The organism is Endozoicomonas sp. ALD040 (genome assembly GCF_049275945.1).
Taxonomy (GTDB): domain Bacteria; phylum Pseudomonadota; class Gammaproteobacteria; order Pseudomonadales; family Endozoicomonadaceae; genus Endozoicomonas_A.
The window spans coordinates 6527756-6548300 of the sequence record NZ_CP184829.1 but is presented as its reverse complement, the minus strand read 5'-3'; the positions used below and the strand labels follow the sequence as shown (position 1 = coordinate 6548300).

The 20545-nt window shown below is 48.7% G+C and carries 11 protein-coding genes; 5 read left to right on the top strand and 6 right to left on the bottom strand.

The window, feature by feature from the left end:
- Positions 1-83: 83 nt before the first annotated feature.
- The 4 genes from ACOJUN_RS24110 (at position 84) to ACOJUN_RS24095 (ending at position 7779) form a co-directional block, all read left to right on the top strand.
- The gene (locus tag ACOJUN_RS24110; protein ID WP_422134382.1) at positions 84-1928 is read left to right on the top strand and encodes an F-box/WD repeat-containing protein; all 1845 of its coding nucleotides are present in this window, start codon (positions 84-86) and stop codon (positions 1926-1928) included.
- Positions 1918-3723: an F-box protein gene (locus ACOJUN_RS24105; RefSeq protein WP_422134381.1), complete on the top strand. Its 1806-nt coding sequence runs from the start codon at positions 1918-1920 to the stop codon at positions 3721-3723. The genes ACOJUN_RS24110 and ACOJUN_RS24105 overlap by 11 nt, the downstream gene beginning before the upstream one ends.
- A 178-nt stretch (positions 3724-3901) precedes the next feature.
- Positions 3902-5740 (top strand): F-box-like domain-containing protein, encoded by a 1839-nt coding sequence (locus ACOJUN_RS24100; RefSeq protein WP_422134380.1) that lies wholly within the window; start codon positions 3902-3904, stop codon positions 5738-5740.
- Positions 5741-5892: 152 nt separating this feature from the next.
- Entirely contained in the window at positions 5893-7779 is a 1887-nt protein-coding gene (locus ACOJUN_RS24095) for an F-box/WD repeat-containing protein (protein WP_422134379.1), read from the top strand.
- Here the strand turns inward: ACOJUN_RS24095 and ACOJUN_RS24090 are convergent.
- The 6 genes from ACOJUN_RS24090 to ACOJUN_RS24065 are packed head-to-tail and all read right to left on the bottom strand — an operon-like array spanning position 7754 to position 14998.
- Complete coding sequence (locus tag ACOJUN_RS24090) at positions 7754-9484, bottom strand: BatD family protein (RefSeq protein ID WP_422134378.1); 1731 nt, start codon at positions 9482-9484, stop codon at positions 7754-7756. The two genes, ACOJUN_RS24095 and ACOJUN_RS24090, sit on opposite strands and share 26 nt — an antisense overlap.
- Positions 9478-11538, bottom strand: coding sequence for a VWA domain-containing protein (locus ACOJUN_RS24085; protein ID WP_422134377.1), 2061 nt, complete (start codon positions 11536-11538; stop codon positions 9478-9480). The genes ACOJUN_RS24090 and ACOJUN_RS24085 overlap by 7 nt, the downstream gene beginning before the upstream one ends.
- Positions 11535-12569, bottom strand: a complete 1035-nt coding sequence (locus ACOJUN_RS24080) for a vWA domain-containing protein (protein ID WP_422134376.1) — start codon at positions 12567-12569, stop codon at positions 11535-11537. The genes ACOJUN_RS24085 and ACOJUN_RS24080 overlap by 4 nt, the downstream gene beginning before the upstream one ends.
- Positions 12562-13089 (bottom strand): DUF4381 domain-containing protein, encoded by a 528-nt coding sequence (locus tag ACOJUN_RS24075; protein ID WP_422134375.1) that lies wholly within the window; start codon positions 13087-13089, stop codon positions 12562-12564. The genes ACOJUN_RS24080 and ACOJUN_RS24075 overlap by 8 nt, the downstream gene beginning before the upstream one ends.
- A complete protein-coding gene (locus tag ACOJUN_RS24070; RefSeq protein ID WP_422134374.1) occupies positions 13086-14021 on the bottom strand; it encodes a DUF58 domain-containing protein in 936 nt (311 codons plus the stop codon). The genes ACOJUN_RS24075 and ACOJUN_RS24070 overlap by 4 nt, the downstream gene beginning before the upstream one ends.
- 14 nt (positions 14022-14035) lie before the next feature.
- Entirely contained in the window at positions 14036-14998 is a 963-nt protein-coding gene (locus ACOJUN_RS24065) for an AAA family ATPase (RefSeq protein WP_422134373.1), read from the bottom strand.
- A gap of 579 nt (positions 14999-15577) precedes the next feature.
- Between ACOJUN_RS24065 and ACOJUN_RS24060 the strand changes: the two genes are divergently transcribed.
- Positions 15578-20455: an NAD-glutamate dehydrogenase gene (locus tag ACOJUN_RS24060; RefSeq protein ID WP_422134372.1), complete on the top strand. Its 4878-nt coding sequence runs from the start codon at positions 15578-15580 to the stop codon at positions 20453-20455.
- The last annotated feature ends 90 nt before the right edge of the window (positions 20456-20545 follow it).

Here is a 20545-nt window from a genome sequence, read left to right as displayed (position 1 = left end):
TCAAAGCCGACTCTAATTGACTTCATCAATTTTGAATATCTTTGCTCATCAGGGGCAGGGTGAAGACTTAAGAGAAACCAGATATGTATTCTGACGTTAATCATTCCGACATGGCCGGTTCACCTTCGCTAGCAACTGTGAGCACTTCATTGGGAAAAGAACCATCGGGTGTCAGTGTAGGCAGGTCCGTCACTGTGCCTGACAAAGAAATAAAGAGAACAACTTCACTGCACGATTTGCCCGAAGAAATAATCATCAAAATTGCGCGCTTGCTGGAATTTCAGGATATCGTCAGTTTACAACAGGTATCTACTCACACACACACTGCCATTAAAAACGATCCTGTACTGGAAAAGGCATGGTATCGCCGGTTTTCTTCACTGCACCAATATCAACTAAAGAAAATTCTACCTATAGAGGATAAAGAACAGCTCCGAAATTGGTTGCGACCGTTTACGAAGGATGAAACGTTAGTCGAATCAATATTAGAACACCGAAGTTATGATTATTTTCCTGCTCTGTTTTATTTCACCAAAGCTCGACTGATGTCTCAATGCAAAACGTTTGATGTAGATACTGAAGTCATCATAGACCATGATGACTTTGTGAAATCAGCTAATTTCAGCGCCGATAGTCGTCATGTCGTGACCGCCAGTTATGACAAAACGGCAAAAATCTTTAGCCAGAAGGCCAATGGATTATGGGAAGAAAAAGTGACCATTCCTCATAATCATTGGGTTGAAGCGGCCACTTTCAGCCCCGATAGCCGCCACGCCTTGACTTTCAGTTGGGATAACACGTCAAAAATCTATGGTCAGGGAGTCGATGGGTTATGGAAACATAAACTCACCATTACCCATGATGGTTTGATCGCATCAGCCACCTTTAGCTTTGATGGTCTCCATGTGGTAACCGCCAGTGACGACTTTAAGGCAAAAATTATTAGCCAGATGGCTGATGGATCCTGGGAAGAAAAACTCACCATTTCCCATGATGATTTCGTCAGGTTTGCCATTTTTAGCCCCGGTAGCCGTTTTATGATGACCGTCAGTTACGATCACACGGCGAAAATTTTTTGCCAGGGAGACAATGGAGCATGGAAAGAAAAAATGACTATTTTTCATGATTACTGGATCCGTTTAGCCACTTTTAGCGCCGATGAAGGCCGTCTGGTGATCGTCAGTTGCGACAGCAAGGTGAAAATCTATGACCAGATGGCCGATGGATCATGGCAAGAAAAAGTTACTTTTTTCCATAATTACTTTATCAACTCAGCCACCTTCAGCGCCGATGGCCGCCATTTGTTGACGGCCAGTGAAGATAATACAGCGAAAATCTGTGATGAAAAGGCCGACGGCTCTTGGAAAGAAACCATCATTTCCCACGATGACGAAGTCAACTCAGCCACCTTCAGCCCCGCTGGCGATCATCTGCTGACGGTCAGTAGAGATGGCAAGGTGAAAATCTATTGTCTGGAGGCCGATGAATCATTGGAACATAAAACCACCCTTTCCCATGGTAGCGATGTCGTCTCAGCCCTCTTCAGTGCCGATGGTCGTCATGTTGTGACCGCCAGTGAAGATGGCACAGCGAAAATCTCTGGCAGGAAGTCTGACGGTTCATGGGTTGAGAAAGCCATCATTTTCCATAAAGCTTCGGTCACCTCGGCCACCTTCAGCGCTGACGGCCGCCATGTGTTGACCACCGGTGAAGATGGAACGGCAAAAATTTATGGTCAGGAGACTGATATGTCCTGGGTCGAAAAAGTCATCATTTCCCATAATCATTCGATTAGATCGGCCACCTTTAGCGACGATGGCCACCACGTGATGACCCTCTGTAGTGATAACAAGGTGCGAATTGACAGGCTACGGGGGAATGATTTAATCGGGGTTAAAAACTTAAGAGAAACCAGATATGTATTCTGACGTTAATCATTCCGACATAGCCGGTTCACCTTCGCTACCAACTGTGAGCACTTCATTGGGAGAAGAACCATCGGGTGTCAGTGCAGGCAGGTCCGTCACTGTACCTGACAAAGAAATAAAGAAAACAATTTCATTGCACGATTTGCCCGAGGAAATAATCGTCAAAATTGCGCGTTTGCTGGAGTTTCGGGATATCGTCAGTTTACAACAGGTATCTACTCACACATACACTGCCATTAAAAACGATCCTGTACTGGAAAAGGCATGGTATCGCCGGTTTTCTTCACTGCATCAATATCAACTAAAGAAAATTCTACCTATAGAGGATAAAGAACAGCTCCGTAATTGGCTGCTACCTTTTACGAAGGATGAAGCGTTAGTCGAATCAACAATAGAACACCGAAGTTATGATTATTTTCCTGCTCTGTTTTATTTCACCAAAGCTCGACTGATGTCTCAATGTAAAACGTTTAATGTTGATACAGAAGTTATTGTTTACCATGGTGATTTTGTCAACTCAGCTGCCTTTAGCCCCGATAGCAGTCATTTGGTGACCGCCAGTGTCGATCAAACGGCAAAAGTCTGTTGTCAGAAGGCCAATGGAACCTGGGTAGAACAAGCCAAAATTTCTCATGATTTTTTTGTCGACTCGGCGAACTTCAGTGCCGATGGCCGTCATCTGGTGACCGTCAGTTGGGATTATACGTTGAAAATTCATAGTCAGGACGATGATGGATCATGGCAAGAAAAAGCCACCATTCCCCATGATCCCTGGATCAACTTAGCCACCTTCAGCCTGGATAGCTGCTATCTGGTGACCGCTACCAGGGATAACAAGGCAAAAGTCTATGGTCAGGGTGTCGATGGGTCATGGAAAGAAAAACTCAGCATTTCCCATAATAACTCGGTCATCTCAGCCGCCTTCAGCGCCGATAGCCGCCATGTAGTGACCACCAGTTACGATAGCACGGCAATAATCTATGGGCAGAAGACCGATGGATCATGGCAAGAAGAAACCACCATTTTCCATAATCGCTTTGTCAAGTCAGCCATCTTTAGCCCCGATGATCGCCATGTGTTGACCGTCGATGATGATTACAAGGCAAAAATCCACGGCCAGGAGGACGATGGATCATGGCAGCAAAAAGCCACTATTTGCCATAAGGGGGGAGTCAACTCAGCCACCTTCAGCGTCTCCGATGGTCGCCATGTGGTGACCGCCAGTAAAGATGGTACAGCGAAAATTTATGGTCAGAAGACTAATGGCTCATGGGAAGAAGAAGCCACCATTTACCACGATCACTGGGTCACCTCAGCCACCTTCAGCGCCAACGGCTACCATGTGCTGACGGCCAGTGACGATAACACGGCAAAAATTTATGGCCAGAAGGGCGGTGGGGTATGGGAAGAAAAACTCATTATTTTCCATGATGGCGATGTCATCTCAGCCAGCTTCAGCCCCGATGGCTGCCACGTGTTAACCTCCAGTAAAGATGGCACGGAGAAAATCTGTAGCAGGAAGGCTGATGGATCATGGACTGAAAAAGCCATCATTTCCCATAAAGATTGGCTCATGCCAGCCACTTTCAGTGCCGATGGTCGCTATCTGCTGACCACCTGTAAAGATGGAACGGCAAAAATCCATGGTCTGGAGCTTGATGGATCATGGGTCGAAAAAGTCTTCATTTGCCATGATGATCCGATCATATCAGCCACCTTTAGTACTAATGGCCTCTATGTGGTGACGAGCTTTAGCAAACACGTGATTGTTAATAAACTTCAGATGCATCATTGACTGCCTTGTTGTGACAAATAAAAGAGAGACCATTCTGCATGGTCTGAAAGACAGAAGTTTCGATAACTGCAATTAACACCCTGTAATGAACTTTTATTTCCAAACCGACTCTAACTGGTCACATCAATTTTCCAACTTCTCTGTTAATTAAAATGGACTAACTCAGGAGCAGCCAGACGTGCATTCCAGTAATAACCTCGGAGTAATTGATTCACCCTTACGGCCACCTGTGAGCACTCCATTGGAGAGAGAACCATCGGGTGCCAGTGCCGGCAGGTCCATCACCATACCTGACAAAGAAGCCGGGAAGACAGCTTTATTGCAGGATTTGCCCGAGGAAATAACCATCAAAATTATTCGCTTGTTGGCGTTTCGGGATATTGTCCGTTTACAGCAGGTATCTACTCATTTACACGGGGTTATCAAAAGCGATCATGCTCTGGCGAAGGCCTGGTATCAACGCTTTTCTTTATCACATCAAAATCAACTAGAGAAAATTCTTCCTGCTGAAGATAAAGAACAACTTCGTCATTGGCTGCGACCGTTTACGAAGGATAAAGCGTTAGTCGAAGCAATCATAGAGCGCCGGGATAGGCATTACTTTGCTGCTCTATTCTATTTCACCAAAGCTCGACTGATGTCTCAATGCAAAATATTTAACGTAGATACAGAACTCGTTATTGATCATGATTACTTTCTCAGTTCAGCCAGATTCAGCACCGATGGACGCTATATGGTGACCAGCAGTTCTGATCACACGGCAAAAATCTTTGGCCAGAAGGATGATGGATCATGGGATCGGAAAGCCATCATTGAACATGAAGGTTCAGTCGAGTCAGCGAGATTCAGCCCTGAGGGTAGCCATGTAGTGACCGCCAGCAATGATGGCACAGCGAAAATCTATGTCCAGAAGGACAATGGATTATGGGAAGAAACGATCACCATAACCCATGATGATCAGGTTGACTCAGCCATATTTAGTCCCGATGGGTGCCATGTGTTGACATTCGGTGACGATAACAAAGTAAAAATCTGCAGTCAGGGTTTCGGTGGTTCATGGGAAGAAAAACTCATCATTTCTCATGAAGCTAAAATCAACACAGTCAGATTCAGTCGCGATAGCCGTCGTGTGGTGACAGCCAGTGACGACTATGATGCGAAAATCTTCGCTCAGCAGGATGATAAATCATGGGAACTACAAGCCACCATTTCTCATGATAACGATGTCAACTTTGCCAGGTTTATTGACGATGGCCGCCTTGTGCTGACTGTCACTGAAGATGATGAGGTGAAAATCCATGCCCAGGTGGCCGATGGGTTATGGGTAGAAAAAGTCACCATTTTCCACAGTGGTGCAGTCAACGCAGTGAGCACCGGTGACGGCCTTGTGGTGACGGCCAGTAGCGATAACACGGCGAAAATCTTCGGCCAGAAGAGCGATGGATCATGGGAACAAAAAGCCATCATTTCCCATGATTGCCAGGTCAGGTCAGCCGATTTCAGTCCCGATGCCCGCCATGTGGTGACCGCCAGTTTTGACAACACGGCGAAAATCTATGGCCAGAAGGCCGATGGATCATGGGAAGAAAAAGTGACCATTCCCCATGATGACTGGGTTACAGAAGCCTCTTTCAGCCCCGATGGCCGTCATGTGGTCACGGCCAGTGTAAAGGGTATTTGCACACTCTTTGATAAGAATAAAGGCGGCACGGCGAAAATCTATGGTATCAAAGCTGATGGATCCTGGGTCGAAAAAGCCATTATTTTCCATAAGTATTCGGTCTCCTCAGCTACCTTCAGCGACGATGGCTGCCTTGTGCTGACCACCAGTAACGATGGAACGGCAAAAATCTATGGTCAGCAGACCGATGAATTATGGGTCGAAAAAGCGATCATTTTACATGAAGATCCAATCAAATCAGCCACCTTCAGCACCGATGGACACCATGTACTGACTACCAGTAGTGGTAATAAAGTGCGAATTAATAAATTGCAGATGAATGATTGTTTGCTGTGACAAATAAAGGGGATGCCCTTGTAAATGTGCTGAAAGGCAGAAACTTTGTTATTTGCGCTTAACAACATGTTATGAACTTTTATTTTAAAAACACTTCTAAGTTACATATCAATTTTAAATGTCCTGAAATAGTCATTTAGGAGGAACCACAAGTGCATTCTACAACTAATAAATCGGACATGGTTGGTTCATCCATACCCCCAACCAAGCACGCACGATTGGAGGAAGAACCATCGGGTGCCAGTTTGGGTAGATCCATCGCTATACCTGGTACCGAGATAAAGAAAACAGTCTTATTGCAGGATTTATCCGAGGAGTTAACCCTCAAAATTATTCGCTTGTTGGAGTTTCGGGATATTACCCGTTTACAACAGGTATCAACTCACTTACACAAGGTTGTTAAAAGTAATCATGCTCTGGCAGAGGCCTGGTATCACCAGTTTACTCCAGAGCACCGATATCAACTAAAGATAGCCCTTCCTACAGAGGATGAAGAACAACTCCATAACAGGCTACGACCGTTCACGAAGGATGAAGCATTAGTCAAATCACTTATAGAACTCCGGGAGAGTGATCATTTTCCTGCACTATTCTATTTCACCAGAGCACGACTGATGTCTCAGTGTGAAACGTTTAATTTGGAGCCAAAAGCCACCATTGTTCATCGTCATTATGTTGTCTCAGCCAAATTCAGTGCCAATGTCCGCTATCTGCTGACGGCCAGTCTTGATGGAACGGCAAAAGTCTACGGTCAGAAGGCTAATGGAATATGGGAAGAAAAACTCACCATTTCTCATGATGATGAGGTTCATTCAGCTACGTTCAGTCCCGATAGTCGTCATCTTGTGACCGCCAGTAGAGATAATACGGCGAAAATTTATAGTCAGAAGGCTGATGGATCATGGGACAAAAAAGCCGTCATTTCCCATAAAAGTACAGTCATCTCAGCCACCTTCAGCCCAGATAGTCGCTATGTGGTGACTGCCAGTAAAGGTGGCAAAGCGAAAATCTATGGTCTGAAGAGCAATGGCTCATGGGAAGAAGAAGCCATCATTTACCATCATCACTATGTCAACACCGCCACCTTCAGCTCTGATAGCCGTTATGTGATGACCTCCAGTAGTGATAAAACGGCGAAAATCTATGGCCAGAAGGACGATGGATCATGGGAAGAAAAAGTCACCATTTGCCATGAAGGCTGGGTGGCGTCAGCCATCTTTAGCCCCGATAACCGTTATCTGTTGACCATCGGTCTTGATGACAGGGTGAAAATCGTTTACGGATCATGGGAGTCAGAAGTCACCATTGATCATGATGACACTGTCAACTCAGCCATCTTTAGTGCTGATAGCCGCCGTGTGTTGACAGCCAGTGACGATAACACGGTGCAGATCTATTGTCGGAAGGACGATGGATCATGGGGAAAAGAAGACGAAGACAGCATTTCCCATGGTGACCATGTCAACACAGCGGCCTTCAGCCCCAATGGCCGCTACCTGGTGACGGCCAGTGATGATGACATTGCGCTAATCTGTGGTCAGAAAGACGACGGATCATGGGAACTAGAGCGTACTATTAATCATGATGACGCTGTCATCTTAGCCATTTTCAGCCCCGATGGTCGCCATGTGGTGACGGCATGTGTGGATGGCTCGGTGAAAATCTATGGTCAGAAGGCTGACGGAGTATGGGTCGAAAAAGCCAACTTTTCCCATAAAGGTCCGGTCATCTCAGCCACCTTCAGCCCCGATGGTTACCATTTGGTAACCGCCTGTGAAGAGAGTAAGACGGTGAGAATCTTTGGCCAGAAGGCTGACGGATCATGGGTCGAAAAAGCCACCATTCTTCATGATTATTGGATCATTTTCGCCAGCTTCAGTGGCGATGGCAGCCATGTTGTAACCGCCTGTTGTGGTAACAAGGTCCAAATTAATAAACTTTGCATGAATGATTCATCGCTTTCACTCACGCGGCCAGAATCACCCGGCCGACAAGAGTTTTCAGAGCTCAGAATTACTGGCCCGGATAAAGACTGTTAAGGCCATTGTTTGGTTCGCTGCTCTTTTGCTCTTTACGCAGTTGCGTGCACAACATTATCAGCTCCCTTGTATCGAGCTTTTGTTCATGACCTGAATAGAGACTGGCTTCAAGCTGGTTGAACGAAGCCACTAATGGATCACTGTTGAGTTTTTTCAAACACCTGTCCATGGTCGACAATCCTGAGTTGCCAGACAGAGCTTGAACCCATTCAATAAAACATCGGCGGATCTGAATCAGGTCATCGGCATTGCAGGCATTTTCAAATTTTTGCCAGGCTTCTTTCTCATTGAATCCCTGAGGTTCCCTGGTGGCAGAAGACTCAATCGCTGGTTTTCGGGAAGACCGGCATCGCCATAATGCCAATAAAGTGATCAGCCAGAGTAATCCAAACAAGGCAGATAAAGAAGGCCAAAGCCAGCCTGGTCCTTGTGTGGTGAGATTGGCAACCACTGGTGGACAAACTGTTTCTTCATTCTTTTCGGTAGTCCGGGTTGGAATGTCTGGAGTCGTTGTTAATACTTCGCCGTTTTCCGACGGCAGCACGGTAATGGTTTTGGCAGGAATGGTAGCGACTTTCTCGGTCCGGGTTTTGGTATCAAACCATTGATAATGCAACGGAGGGAGTTCAATTTTTCCGGGACGGGTTGGAATCAGGGCGATGGCTTCTATTCGGCTGCCAATAACACCCGTGTCTGTCGCCTTGTCATCGGTCGCAGACTTGTCCGGGTAAGTGTTGATGCCCTCGAGTCTGGGCATAGTAATGGCAGGCAACTGAACACCGGTGAGTCCTTCAGCTTCCACAACAATGGTTCGAGTGATGGCGTCGCCCACTTTGACCTTGTCCAGTGGTGCACTCCAGCCATCGGTCAGGGTCAGTTTTCGGGCAGGCAGCCAGACCGGACCTTTAAAGCTGTCTGGTTGTTGCTGGACATTGAGGGTGATTTCAGCAGATCGGGCTGCAACGGGCTTGCCACTCATTGAAAAAATACTGCCAAAAGTATCCCGGCGGTCTGGCATGGTGGCTGAAAAAGTCAGGCCCGGAATGTCCATCGGACCTGGTTTTTGCGGATGAATCGAGAAGTTCAGTTCAAAGACACCGTATCGGGTACCGTCCATAACCGTATCATAGTTCCGGGTTTCCCCCAGTTGTTGCACAATAGCACCGTCGATATTTACGGGTGAAAGTCGACGGTCGTCGTAAAGCTGGACCCGATAGTAAATCTTCAGGGTCAGGATCACTTCTTCCTGAACATAAGGTGTTTCATTACTGATTTCAGTTCGGATGAAAACCGGGCCGATCCCACCTGATCCGGCTTTTTGTTCAGTGGGCGTGTTGGATACTTCCAATCGAATAGCTTTTGAAGTCATACCTTCTAATTGCAGGCTGGGTATCAGCAAACGACCGGACTTTTTAGGTGACAGCGTGATAATCCAGTCACGCCAGGATTCATTTTTACCGTTAATAATTCGAACCTGACGACTTTGGCGGGTCCCCAGTATGTCAAAGTCATTTTCCAAGGGTGACAAATCGGGGGCAGCACTGGTATCACTGTCTGTTCTGAGGGTGAGTTCCAGAGTCTCGTATTCTGCCAGATGAGTCCGGTCAACAGAGGCAGTCAGTGCAGCCATCCCCTGTGCAGTGAGAAACAACCCTGTCAGCAGGATCAGTACTTTACTGAGTTTGAAAAAAATTGACTTCACCATGACTGCTCCTGTTGTCTTTTTTGCTCTCTCTGTTGTTGAAGGAATTTGCGCCTGAGTAGGCCACCGGGGTCGTCCGGTATGGTTTTTAACCAATTTTCAATGGCTTGCTGGTCCGGGCTGGTGGTTTGCTGTTCTTCAGGATATCGCAGTGCTTGCTGCGCCTGATCACCCTGTTCCTGAGGCTCTCCGGCACTGGCTTGTTGTTGCTTGCTCTCAGCTGGATTCTGTTGTTCAGACTCCTGATCCTGCTGACCAGAGTATGAGCGTTCTTTCTGATCTTCCTGTTGCTGTTGGCCTGGCTGGGATTGAGAAGATTGTTCTTGTTCCTTATTCTGTTGACCAGAGTTCTGCTGTTGCTGATTTTCCTGACCCTTGTCGGAACTTTGTTGTTGATTATCAGAGTTTTGTTGCGGGTTCTGTTGACTCTGACCCTGCTGGCTCTGATCTTTTTGCTGATTCTGCTGATTCTGCTGATTCTGCTGATTCTGCTGATTCTGCTGATTCTGCTGATTCTGCTGATTCTGCTGATTCTGCTGATTCTGCTGATTCTGTTGATTCTGTTGATTCTGCTGATTCTGCTGATTCTGCTGATTCTGCTGATTCTGCTGATTCTGCTGATTCTGCTGATTCTGCTGATTCTGTTGATTCTGTTGATTCTGCTGTTGGTTGTTGTTCTGGCCCTGTTGCTGTTGCTGCTTTATCAGTTCTTCAATCAGCTTTTTATTGGCGGCGGCATCTTCCATGGCAGGGTTTAGCTCAAGGGCTCTGTTGTAGGCTGCTACCGCTTCATCGAGTTTACCGGCTCGGGAAAGAGCATTGCCCTGATTGTAAAAGCCGTCAGCGGTATCGGAACGGGCAAACTCAGTGGCTGCTTCTTCGTACATACCTGCCTGATAGAGAGCTTCAGCTTTCCAGTCCGGTTGGGTGAATTTTTCAGCGGCCTGTTCGGGCTTTTTGTTGTTGAGTTCTTCCATAGCCTGTTGGTTGCTGTTTTGCCAGAGACTATGCCATTCCAAAGCTTGTGCCGGGGGCGAGGGGAGTATCGCTGCCACCAGAAAGATAGTTAACCAGCCTTTTCTGAAACCGGCCATTGCCAGAGGCAAAATCAGCAGTACCAACCAGAAGCCGACATCCTGCCATTGGTCAAACTGACTCTCAACTCTGACTGAGTTGTCATTCAGTCCCGCTTTTGGCAGAACGGCTTGCAAATCACTATCATCCAGAGTCATGTCGGCATAAACGCCACCCGTCGATTGTGCAAGCTGACGCAGTTGCTGACGTTCCTTCTTCGGAATAATAATGGTGCCTTGTTTGTCTTTAAGGAAGCCGCCTTCGGGCAGGCTGATGGGAGCGCCTTCCTCGCTGCCAATGCCCAGAATTGAGAGAGTGCTGCCGCTATCCTTCAGCAGTGAGCGTATCTCGCTGACCTGCGTATCTGGAACCTGGTCGGTAATCAGGAGGATATCGCCCGCTTCTCCTGCCCCCTGCTTGAGTAATTCAACGGCCTCCTCAAGGCCCTTCAGGGCATTATCTCCCTGTTCCGGCATGATCTGGGGGCTCAGCGCCGGAACCAGATTGGCTAAAGTACGATTGTCGTCTGTTAAGGGCGCCGCAGTGTGGGCTGAGCCTGCGTAGGCCACCAGAGCTGAAAGCCCGTCCTTACGCATTTTAAACAGGTCCAGCAGTTTGTAACGAACTCTGGAAAGTCGATTGGGTGTAACGTCTTTAGCAAACATTTTGTGGGACATATCCACCACGACTACCATGGGCTGAAGGCTCTTGTTGACAGGAGTGGGGATTTTTTGCCAGGTTGGGCCTGCCAGTGCCAGAACAGCCAGTGTCCAGCCTGCCAGAAGCAGGTAGACTGGGAGTCGGTTCTGTTTCTTATTGCGACCCTGCAAAAGGTGTTGCAACAATTCAGGGGCGATAACCCGTTTCCAGTCTCCGGACTGCAGCTGTTGACGCCAGAGAGCGATCAGCAGAATCAGACACGGGATGAAGGCCAGCAACCACAGTGGGCGTAGAAAATGGAATTGACTGATAAACGCATTCACTGGCGATTCCTCCCTGTCTGGCTAATAGATGCTTCAGGAAAGACTCTCAGTGTTGCCATAATCAGGCTGAGAATCAGGGCCAGTGCCAGAGGCCAGAAAAACAGCGCTATGCTGGGCCTGAAGCGTTCTTTGTTCTGCTTTACAGGCTCCAGGTTGTCGAGTTCGTCGTATATTTTTTCAAGCCCTTCGGTATTTTTTGCCCGGAAATACTGTCCACCCGTGAGCTCTGCAATTTCTTTCAGGGTTTTTTCGTCCAGGTCTTCAGAAGGGTTGATTCGACGTGCGCCGATGGATGAACCAAAGAGGCCTGGCTGAATCATTTCATCCGCTCCCAGGCCAATGGTATAAATGCGAATGTTTTCTGAAGCGGCCAGCTTTGCAGCCTGAACAGGCGTAATCTCTCCAGCAGTGTTGGCACCATCGGTCATTAGTATGAGAATCCTGCTGTCCTGGGGACGTTTACGAAGATGCTTTACTGCCAGACCCAGGGCATCACCAATGGCGGTTTTGTTGCCTGCCATGCCAATCGTAGATTCATCCATGAGAGTGCCAATGGTTTTCAGGTCAAAGGTAAGAGGTGCCTGCAGGTAGGCCTGGGTTCCAAATAGAATCAGCCCAAGTCGGTCCCCTTTGCGTTGGTCAATAAAGTCGTTGAGGACGTGTTTGGTCACCACCAGACGATTCACTGCCTGGCCATTCAGTTCCATGTCGGCGATTTCCATACTGCCGGAGAGGTCGACGGCGATCATCAAATCTCTTCCTGATCTCTCTATTTGAACCGTTTCTCCCAGCCAGACCGGTCTTGAAGCGGCGAGCACCAGCAGCATCCAGATCAGCCAGGGGGTCAGGCTCTGCCAACGCTTAAGTGTTTCCCGGTGCTCAGAATGCTCACCGGCAATATCGGCCAGATCTCGATAAAAAGGGACCCTTAAAGCTGCACCAGCGGCACGGGGGGCGGGGCTTACAAAACGATAAACCAGCCAGGGCAGGGGGGCGGCCAGTAACATCCAGGGCCATTGCAACTCAAGCATGGTGTTTCCTGATCCAGCGGACTGTCAGTTTATGGAGCTGGTTCACATCAACCTCTGATTTGTCTTTCGCGGTGGACGTTTCTTTTTCTGTGGACATTTCGTTTGCCACAGGCATTTTTTGAAAACGGGCGTCGCCCAGAGACTGTCCGGGTTCCCCGCTGAATGCAAGGATGCCACTCTTTCGGGAGAGAAACTCCAGCCAGGGGGTCCCGTGAAGAGAAGCAACCTTTTCGGCCGGGTAGGCATGCAGTGCTGTCTGTTTTAGTAAACGGTTGCAGTCGTTAGCAAACTGCAGTGAATTCTGGTGATTCTGATAGGCGCTGAAAATAATATGGGCCTGTTTGCGTGCCTGCCTGCGGTAACGATTTCGACGAATGTAGCGAACCACAAATAAGGTCGTCAGGGTGACAACCACTATTATCAAAACGGCGGATAGCCACCAGCCGGGAGCCAGCGGCCAGAAACTGACCGGGTCGGGTAGACGATTGGGTCGGAGTTGATCCAGAGGATTGGGTGTCATACCGACCTCCGGGGGGTTATACGGGAGCCAAACCAGGCTTGAAGTTGTGAGCCTGTATCCTGATCAGCCCCAAGCTCCAGTAGCGGCACCTTGAGACTGGCAAGCTGGTTTTTCAGAGAGTTCTGAAAACGATGATGCCGGGATCGGTATTCCTGGCGAAGGTGTCTGGAGCGGGTGTTGATGGTTTGCTGATGCATGCCATTGGTAATGTCGTAGCGTCCGGGTCTGGGTAACTCAGATTCCAGCGGATCTGTCACTTGTATGGCCATTAACTCACAATGCCCTGAAAGCCGGGAAAGATGGCGAAAGCCTTCTTCGTCAAGCTGCTGAAAATCACTGATTACGAAAATATGAGTACCCGGATGAGCCACCCTGCGAGCGTGTCGCAATGCTCTGCCCAGATAGTTGTCCTGTGGTTGGTGAGGGATGGTTTCAGCCTTCAGGCTTCTATTATGATGTTCAAGCTTGTTGAGCAGGTGCATCAGGGTTTTTTTGGAACGCTTGGGACGAATCTCACTGAGTCCCTGTTCATCAAAAATCAAACCTCCGATACGGTCACTGTGCTGGAGAGTGGCCCAGGCCAGCAGAGCACCGGCTTCGACAGCAGTGACAGACTTGAAGTTCAACTGACTGCCAAAAAACATCGAATGACTCTGGTCAACCAGAACCAGAACCGGGCGTTCTCGTTCTTCCCTGAAAAGTTTGGTATGAGGTTTCATCCTGCGTGCTGTGACGCGCCAGTCAATGGACCGGATGTCGTCACCAGGTTGATAAGCCCGCACTTCCTCAAAGTCGATTCCTCTGCCTTTGAAAGGCGAATAGCCTGTACCTGCCAGCAAACTGCGGGCGTGGCTTTGACGGAAAATGGCCAGTTCCCTGGCCTGAAAACGCAGGCCGACCAGTTCTTTTAGTTGCGAGTATGCTCCACTCATTCTTTGCTCCTGGCTCAGGCAACAGGAACCAGATTCAGTAACTGATCAATGATGTAATCAGCGTCTTTTCCTTCGGCCTCTGCCTCAAAACTCAGCAGAAGACGGTGCCGAAGGACATCGTGGGCAACCGCCTGTACGTCATCCGGGCTGACAAAATCCCTGTCGTTCAGCCAGGCTCTGGCGCGGGCACAGCGATCCAGGGCAATCGTACCACGGGGACTGGCACCGTAATCGAGGTATTCACCCAGACGATCATTGTAGAGGGCCGGGTGACGGGTGGCATTGATCAGCTGAACGATGTATTCCTCAACCACAGGCTCCATGTGAACGGCCAGGGTTTCCTGTCTCGCGGCCAGAACGTCAGCCTGGCTCACGGGCGTAACCGGTTTTACCGGAGACTGCTTCATGGCTTCACCGCGGGCGAGCCTGAGAATCTGCCGCTCGGACTCTACATCGGGGTAACTGACCCGGACGTGCATCAGGAAGCGGTCCAGCTGGGCTTCCGGTAGAGGGTAAGTACCTTCCTGTTCAATCGGGTTCTGAGTGGCCATAACCATGAATACTTTAGGGAGTGGATAGGTTTTTCGACCCACGCTGACCTGGCGCTCAGCCATGGCTTCCAGCAAAGCGGATTGGACTTTGGCCGGAGAGCGATTGATCTCATCGGCCAACACCAGATTCTGAAAGATAGGACCAGGCTGGAAGTGGAAGCTGCCGTCTTCAGGGGTATAAATATCGGTACCGGTAACGTCTGCCGGCAGCAGGTCCGGTGTGAACTGGATACGGTGGAATCCAGCCTCCAGACCGTCGGCCAGGGCCTTGACGGCCCGGGTTTTTGCCAGGCCCGGGGCGCCTTCGACCAACAAGTGTCCATCGGCCAGCAGGGTGATCAATAAACGGTCTACCAGATGCTCCTGTCCGATAATACTGTTACACAGGTACTGCCTGAGTTCATTCAATACTGAATTGTTAGACATAGAATCTTGAATCCCGGATAGCTTCTGGCGGCTGAGCGGTGGACATGCCTGACAGCTGCCTGTGATTATATGAGTTCGTTACCGTATCCGAACAGCGACAACAGATATCTTATTCATCTTGCTTTTATAAGATGCCTCTATAAGGCTTTGATAGTGTTAGCCGGTTCGGTTCACCCTGTTCTACCTGTTGCATTCGGCTTCATCGCTGGGTCCATCCATCATTGTCCATGTTGAGAGTCCGGTTGGGCAAAGCCCACGGTCTTTACCTACAGTCAGGTAGAGAATTTGTAATATAGGTTCAGTAGCCGCTCAGGTCTAGTCGTCCATGGGAAGCTGTCCGTTATCTGACAACTTCTTTTCGAATTCTGGACAGAGAGACTCAAGACTCTTTTATAAGAGTGCAAAGGCCGATAAGTTAGTAACAGGTCGGGTGAATTCACTTTAGACAGCGTCTTTCCCTGAAAAGTTTCCTTTCAGGCTATAAACCTGTTCATTGTGCCCATCCCTGCCAAAAGATTTCTCGAACGGAACCGCTATTATTCAGAAGCTGTTGACATAGTCATTATCAGGCTGACAAGGATGTCAACGGGCCTTGGCAATACATTTTTCTTAACCGGAGATGCCAGCATGGGTCATCACGAGACTTTGGAACGAAAGGAGTATTTGGACAAAATTATTGAGGAGTTAAGCCCCCAGATACCCGAACAGCAGAAAGAAGCTCTTCGTGAGTTTGTATATCAGTACTATTTCATGGATATCCGACGGGAGTTGAACAAATGCCGGCGTCGGGACCTTCTGGGTTCAACCCTTTCGTTCTGGAAGTTTATCCAGCACCATGATCCTGAGCGTCCGGAAATAGAGGTATTGAATCCGGATTATCCCCATCACGGCTGGCACTCAACCCATACCATACTCAGACTGATTCACCGGGATATGCCTTTCCTGGTGGACTCCCTCAGAATGAAATTGAATGAGCGTGGCCTGACCATACATAACCTGCGCAATACCGTCATTCATAACCGCAGGGACAGCCAGTTTAATCTGGTGTTTGATATGAACACCGAGGCTACGGTTCACAGGGAAGCGATTATCTTCGTAGAGATTGATCGCCAGGATAATGAAGAAGAGCTTGAGGTCATCGCCGAGCAGGTGGCCGCAGTGATGGCTGATGTGGCCAGGGTGGTTGAAGACTACCGGTCTATTTCGAGTCGTGTCGAACAGTTGGCAAGCTCTATGGTCGGGGGGCAGGCAGAGCAGGTTAAGGAGTTTCTGAACTGGCTGTTAAACAACAACTTCACGTTTCTTGGTTACGAAGAGCTCAAAGTGTCAGAAAGTGAAGGTCAGCGACAGATTATTCGTCCTTCCGATTCATTGTTGGGACTTTTGAGAACCACCCACAAGGGGGAAATCGGTCAGCTCGAACTGGAACCTTTTGTAGAAAAAGATTTCTTTGAACAGAAAGACTGGCTTTCCTTCTCCAAGGCAGCCGTTCGATCCAGCGTTCATCGTCCCGCCTATCCTGACTTCATTACTGTGAGGCAATTTGCAGAGGACGGTTCGGTAGTGGGTGAAGCCAGGATTGTCGGGCTGTATACCTCTCCGGTTTATCGTCAGAGTCCTTTCTCGATACCTTATATCAATCACAAGGCCCGTGAGGTTATTGAGCGCTCCGGACTGGATCCAAAGAGCCATCATGGCAAGGATCTGGAACAGGTTCTGGAAGTTTTCCCCCGTGATGAACTGTTTCAGACACCCAGAGAGCAACTGTTCACCACGGCAATGTCTATCCTCAGGATTCAGGAGCGCAAGAAGATCCGGATCTATATCCGTCAGGATCCTTATGGCACTTTTTGTTCCGCACTGGTGTTTGTCCCCCGAGATGTCTATAGCACCAGCCTGCGGCTCAAGATGGAAGAGATTCTCTGCCAGCGGCTCTGTGCGGTTGACTCGGAGTTCACCACGTATTTTTCCGAGTCTGTTCTGGCCAGGGTGCATTTTATATTCAAGCTGCGTGGGCGAATTGAGTATGATCTGGAGGCGATCAATGATGAGCTGACCCTGGCCACCCGCTCCTGGATTGATGAGTTTCGTTCAGCGCTTCTGGAATCCAATGGCGAAGCCAAGGGCAATCAACTGGTTGCCAGATATGCCTCAGGATTTTCTGCCGGTTACAAAGAGGCATTTTCGCCAGAGTCAGCGGTTGTTGATGTTGAACACTTTGAGCGCATCAATGAAAAATCATCACTGTCTATGGGATTCTACCGCTCTCTGGACGATGAGCCTGGCCGTATTCATTTCAAGCTGTATCACTATATCGAACCACTGCCACTGGCTGACCAGATCCCGATTATTGAGAACCTGGGGCTGAGGGTGCTGGCTGAGTATCCCTACCTGATTCGCAAGAGCGATGGTCAGCTCATCTGGATTCATGACTTCCTGTTGTGCTATGACCCACAAAAGTCGATGGATATCCAGAAAGTTGACACGACCTTCAAGGAGGCATTTGAAAAGGTCTGGTTCGGGGAAGCTGAGAATGACCGGTTTAATCTGCTGGTGCTGGCTTGTGGTATGAGCTGGCGTCAGGTAGCCATGCTGCGATCCTATTCCCGGTACATCAAACAGATTCGGATGGGGTTCAGTCAAACTTATATTGCTGAAACCTTATGCAACAATATAGAAATTACTCGCATGCTGGTGGCGTTGTTCGAAACACGCTTTAACCCAGAGTTGTCTCTGTCCAACTCCCAACGGCTTGGACGACAGCAGCAGATTCAGCAAGGGATTCTTGAGACTCTGGATCAGGTGACGGTGCTCACTGAAGACCAGATTGTTCGCCGTTTTCAGAGTGTGATCATGGCCACCCTGAGAACCAATTTCTACCAGCTTGATTCTGATGGTAATACAAAGTCGTATATTTCCTATAAATTGTCACCACGGGAAATTCCTGATATTCCAAAGCCGACGCCACTTTACGAAATTTTTGTTTACTCGCCCAGGGTAGAAGGTATCCACCTCCGGGGTGGCAAAGTCGCGCGGGGAGGGCTGCGATGGTCTGACCGGGTGGAAGATTACCGGACTGAGGTTCTAGGTCTGGTCAAGGCTCAGCAGGTCAAAAATGCCCTGATTGTTCCGGTGGGTGCCAAAGGAGGTTTTGTTGCCAAACAGCTGCCGGTAGATGGTCATCGGGAAGCCATCATGGAAGAAGGGGTGGCCTGTTATCAGACGTTTATTCGTGCTTTGTTGGATATCACTGATAATCTTTCTGAATCCGATGTTATCCATCCGAAGTCTGTCGTATTTTATGACGATGATGATACTTACCTGGTGGTGGCAGCTGATAAGGGAACCGCCACTTTCTCAGACGTTGCCAATGAAATTGCTCACGAATACGACTTCTGGCTGGGCGATGCTTTTGCCTCCGGAGGCAGTGTCGGTTATGACCATAAGAAAATGGGTATTACTGCAAAAGGGGCCTGGGTTTCGGTACAGCGTCATTTCCGTGAGCGGGGAGTGAATGTTCAGGAAGATCCCATCTCGGTCATTGGCGTCGGGGATATGTCCGGGGATGTTTTTGGTAACGGTATGCTCTCTTCTGAAACGTTGGAAATGGTCGCTGCCTTCAACCATCAACACATATTTGTGGATCCAAACCCTGATGTAAATCGCAGTTATCTTGAACGGCTGAGGTTATTTAATCTTCCCCGTTCCAGCTGGCAGGATTATGACAAGTCTCTGATTTCCAAGGGCGGTGGGATCTTCTCCCGCAACGCCAAGTCCGTAACGATATCAAACGAAATGAAGGAGCGCTTTGATATCAAAGCAGGCCGAATGACGCCTAATGAATTGATACGTTCGCTGTTAAGGGCTCCCGTCGATTTGATCTGGAATGGTGGTATTGGCACCTATGTGAAAGCCATTAATGAAAGTCATGCCGATGTCGGTGACAAGGCTAATGACCCACTGCGTATCAATGGCTGTGAGCTCAGGGCCAAAGTGGTAGGTGAAGGTGGTAATCTGGGTCTCAGCCAGTTGGGAAGGGTTGAGTATTCCCTGCAGGGTGGCGCACTGAATACAGACTTTATTGATAATTCTGGCGGGGTTGACTGCTCTGACCACGAAGTAAATATCAAGATTCTTCTCAACGATATTGTCGCCAGTGGTGACATGACCGTGAAACAGCGCAATGCATTACTGGAACACATGACCGACGATGTTTCCAGACTGGTTCTTTCCAATAACTATCGCCAGACTCAGGCGCTTTCCCTGGCAGAATTAGAAGTCCGTAATCGCATGGATGAATACCGACGCTTCATGGAGTACCTGGAAGGGGAAGGCAAACTTGACCGGTCTATTGAGTTCCTGCCTGATAATGAAGCCCTTGCAGAACGGTTGTCAGCGGGTCAGGGGTTAACCCGTCCGGAATTGTCGTTGCTGATCTCATACAGTAAAGCGGACCTCAAGGAAGCACTGATCAGTTCGGATGTGATTGATGAGCCCTACATGACCCGTGAGTTGCATACCTCTTTCCCTGATACTCTGGTAGAAAAGTTTTCAGAACAGATTGATCAACACCGTCTGAGAAGGGAAATTGTAGCAACCCAGACAGCCAATCATATGATTGACATGATGGGGATCACTCACGTGCTCAGGGTTCATCAGACCACCGGTGCCAGTGCGGCGGAGATTGCCCGGGCCTTTATGGTCAGTCGGGAGGTTTTCGGTATCTCTGATTACTGGCAGGCCATCGAAAATATGGATAACCAGATTCCCAGCAGTCTGCAGCAGCAAATGATGGTGTCGCTGATCAAACTGACCCGTCGTGCCAGCCGCTGGTTTATCCAGCTCAAACGTCAGGATCTGGTAGCAGCAGAGTGTATTGAACATTTTGGTCCACTGATCAGTAGCTTTATCGAGTCGTTTACTGAATACCTCAGTGAGTCCGAGAGAGAAGAGCTGGATAGCAAAATGGCTGAGATGAACAGTCATCAGGTGCCAAAAAATCTGGCCAAAGTCGTTTGTAGCCTGAGACACCTGTTGAGTGCCCTGTCAATTATTCAGGCCGCCGATCAGACCGGGCAACCTATAGAAAAGGTCGCCCGGACTTACTTTGCAGTGGGTGAGCGGCTGGAGCTGAACTGGTACAGCGTACAGTTGGGCAATATAGAGGTGACCAATCACTGGCAGTCATTAGCCCGTAATAGTATTCGTGACGAGTTGACCTGGCAGCAGATCGCTTTGACGGTTGCATTACTCAATACCGGCAGTGAAGAGGAAGACCTTACTCTGAAGCTGGATGAATGGATGGTGCAGCACCAGGGGCTGGTGGCTCGCTGGCAGGCTATGTTATCCGAAATTCGTAATGCCAGTGTGCACGAAATGGTGATGTTTACTGTGGCCAATCGGGAGCTGATGGGGCTGGCTCAGGCCAGCAGCCTACCGGTACAAACTATTAAGTGAATGATTAAGTGAGACCTATACCAGAAATATTATTTTATCGTCGTGTATGATCTATCACTCAGACATGGAGGCCAGGAGCAGTGAATATAG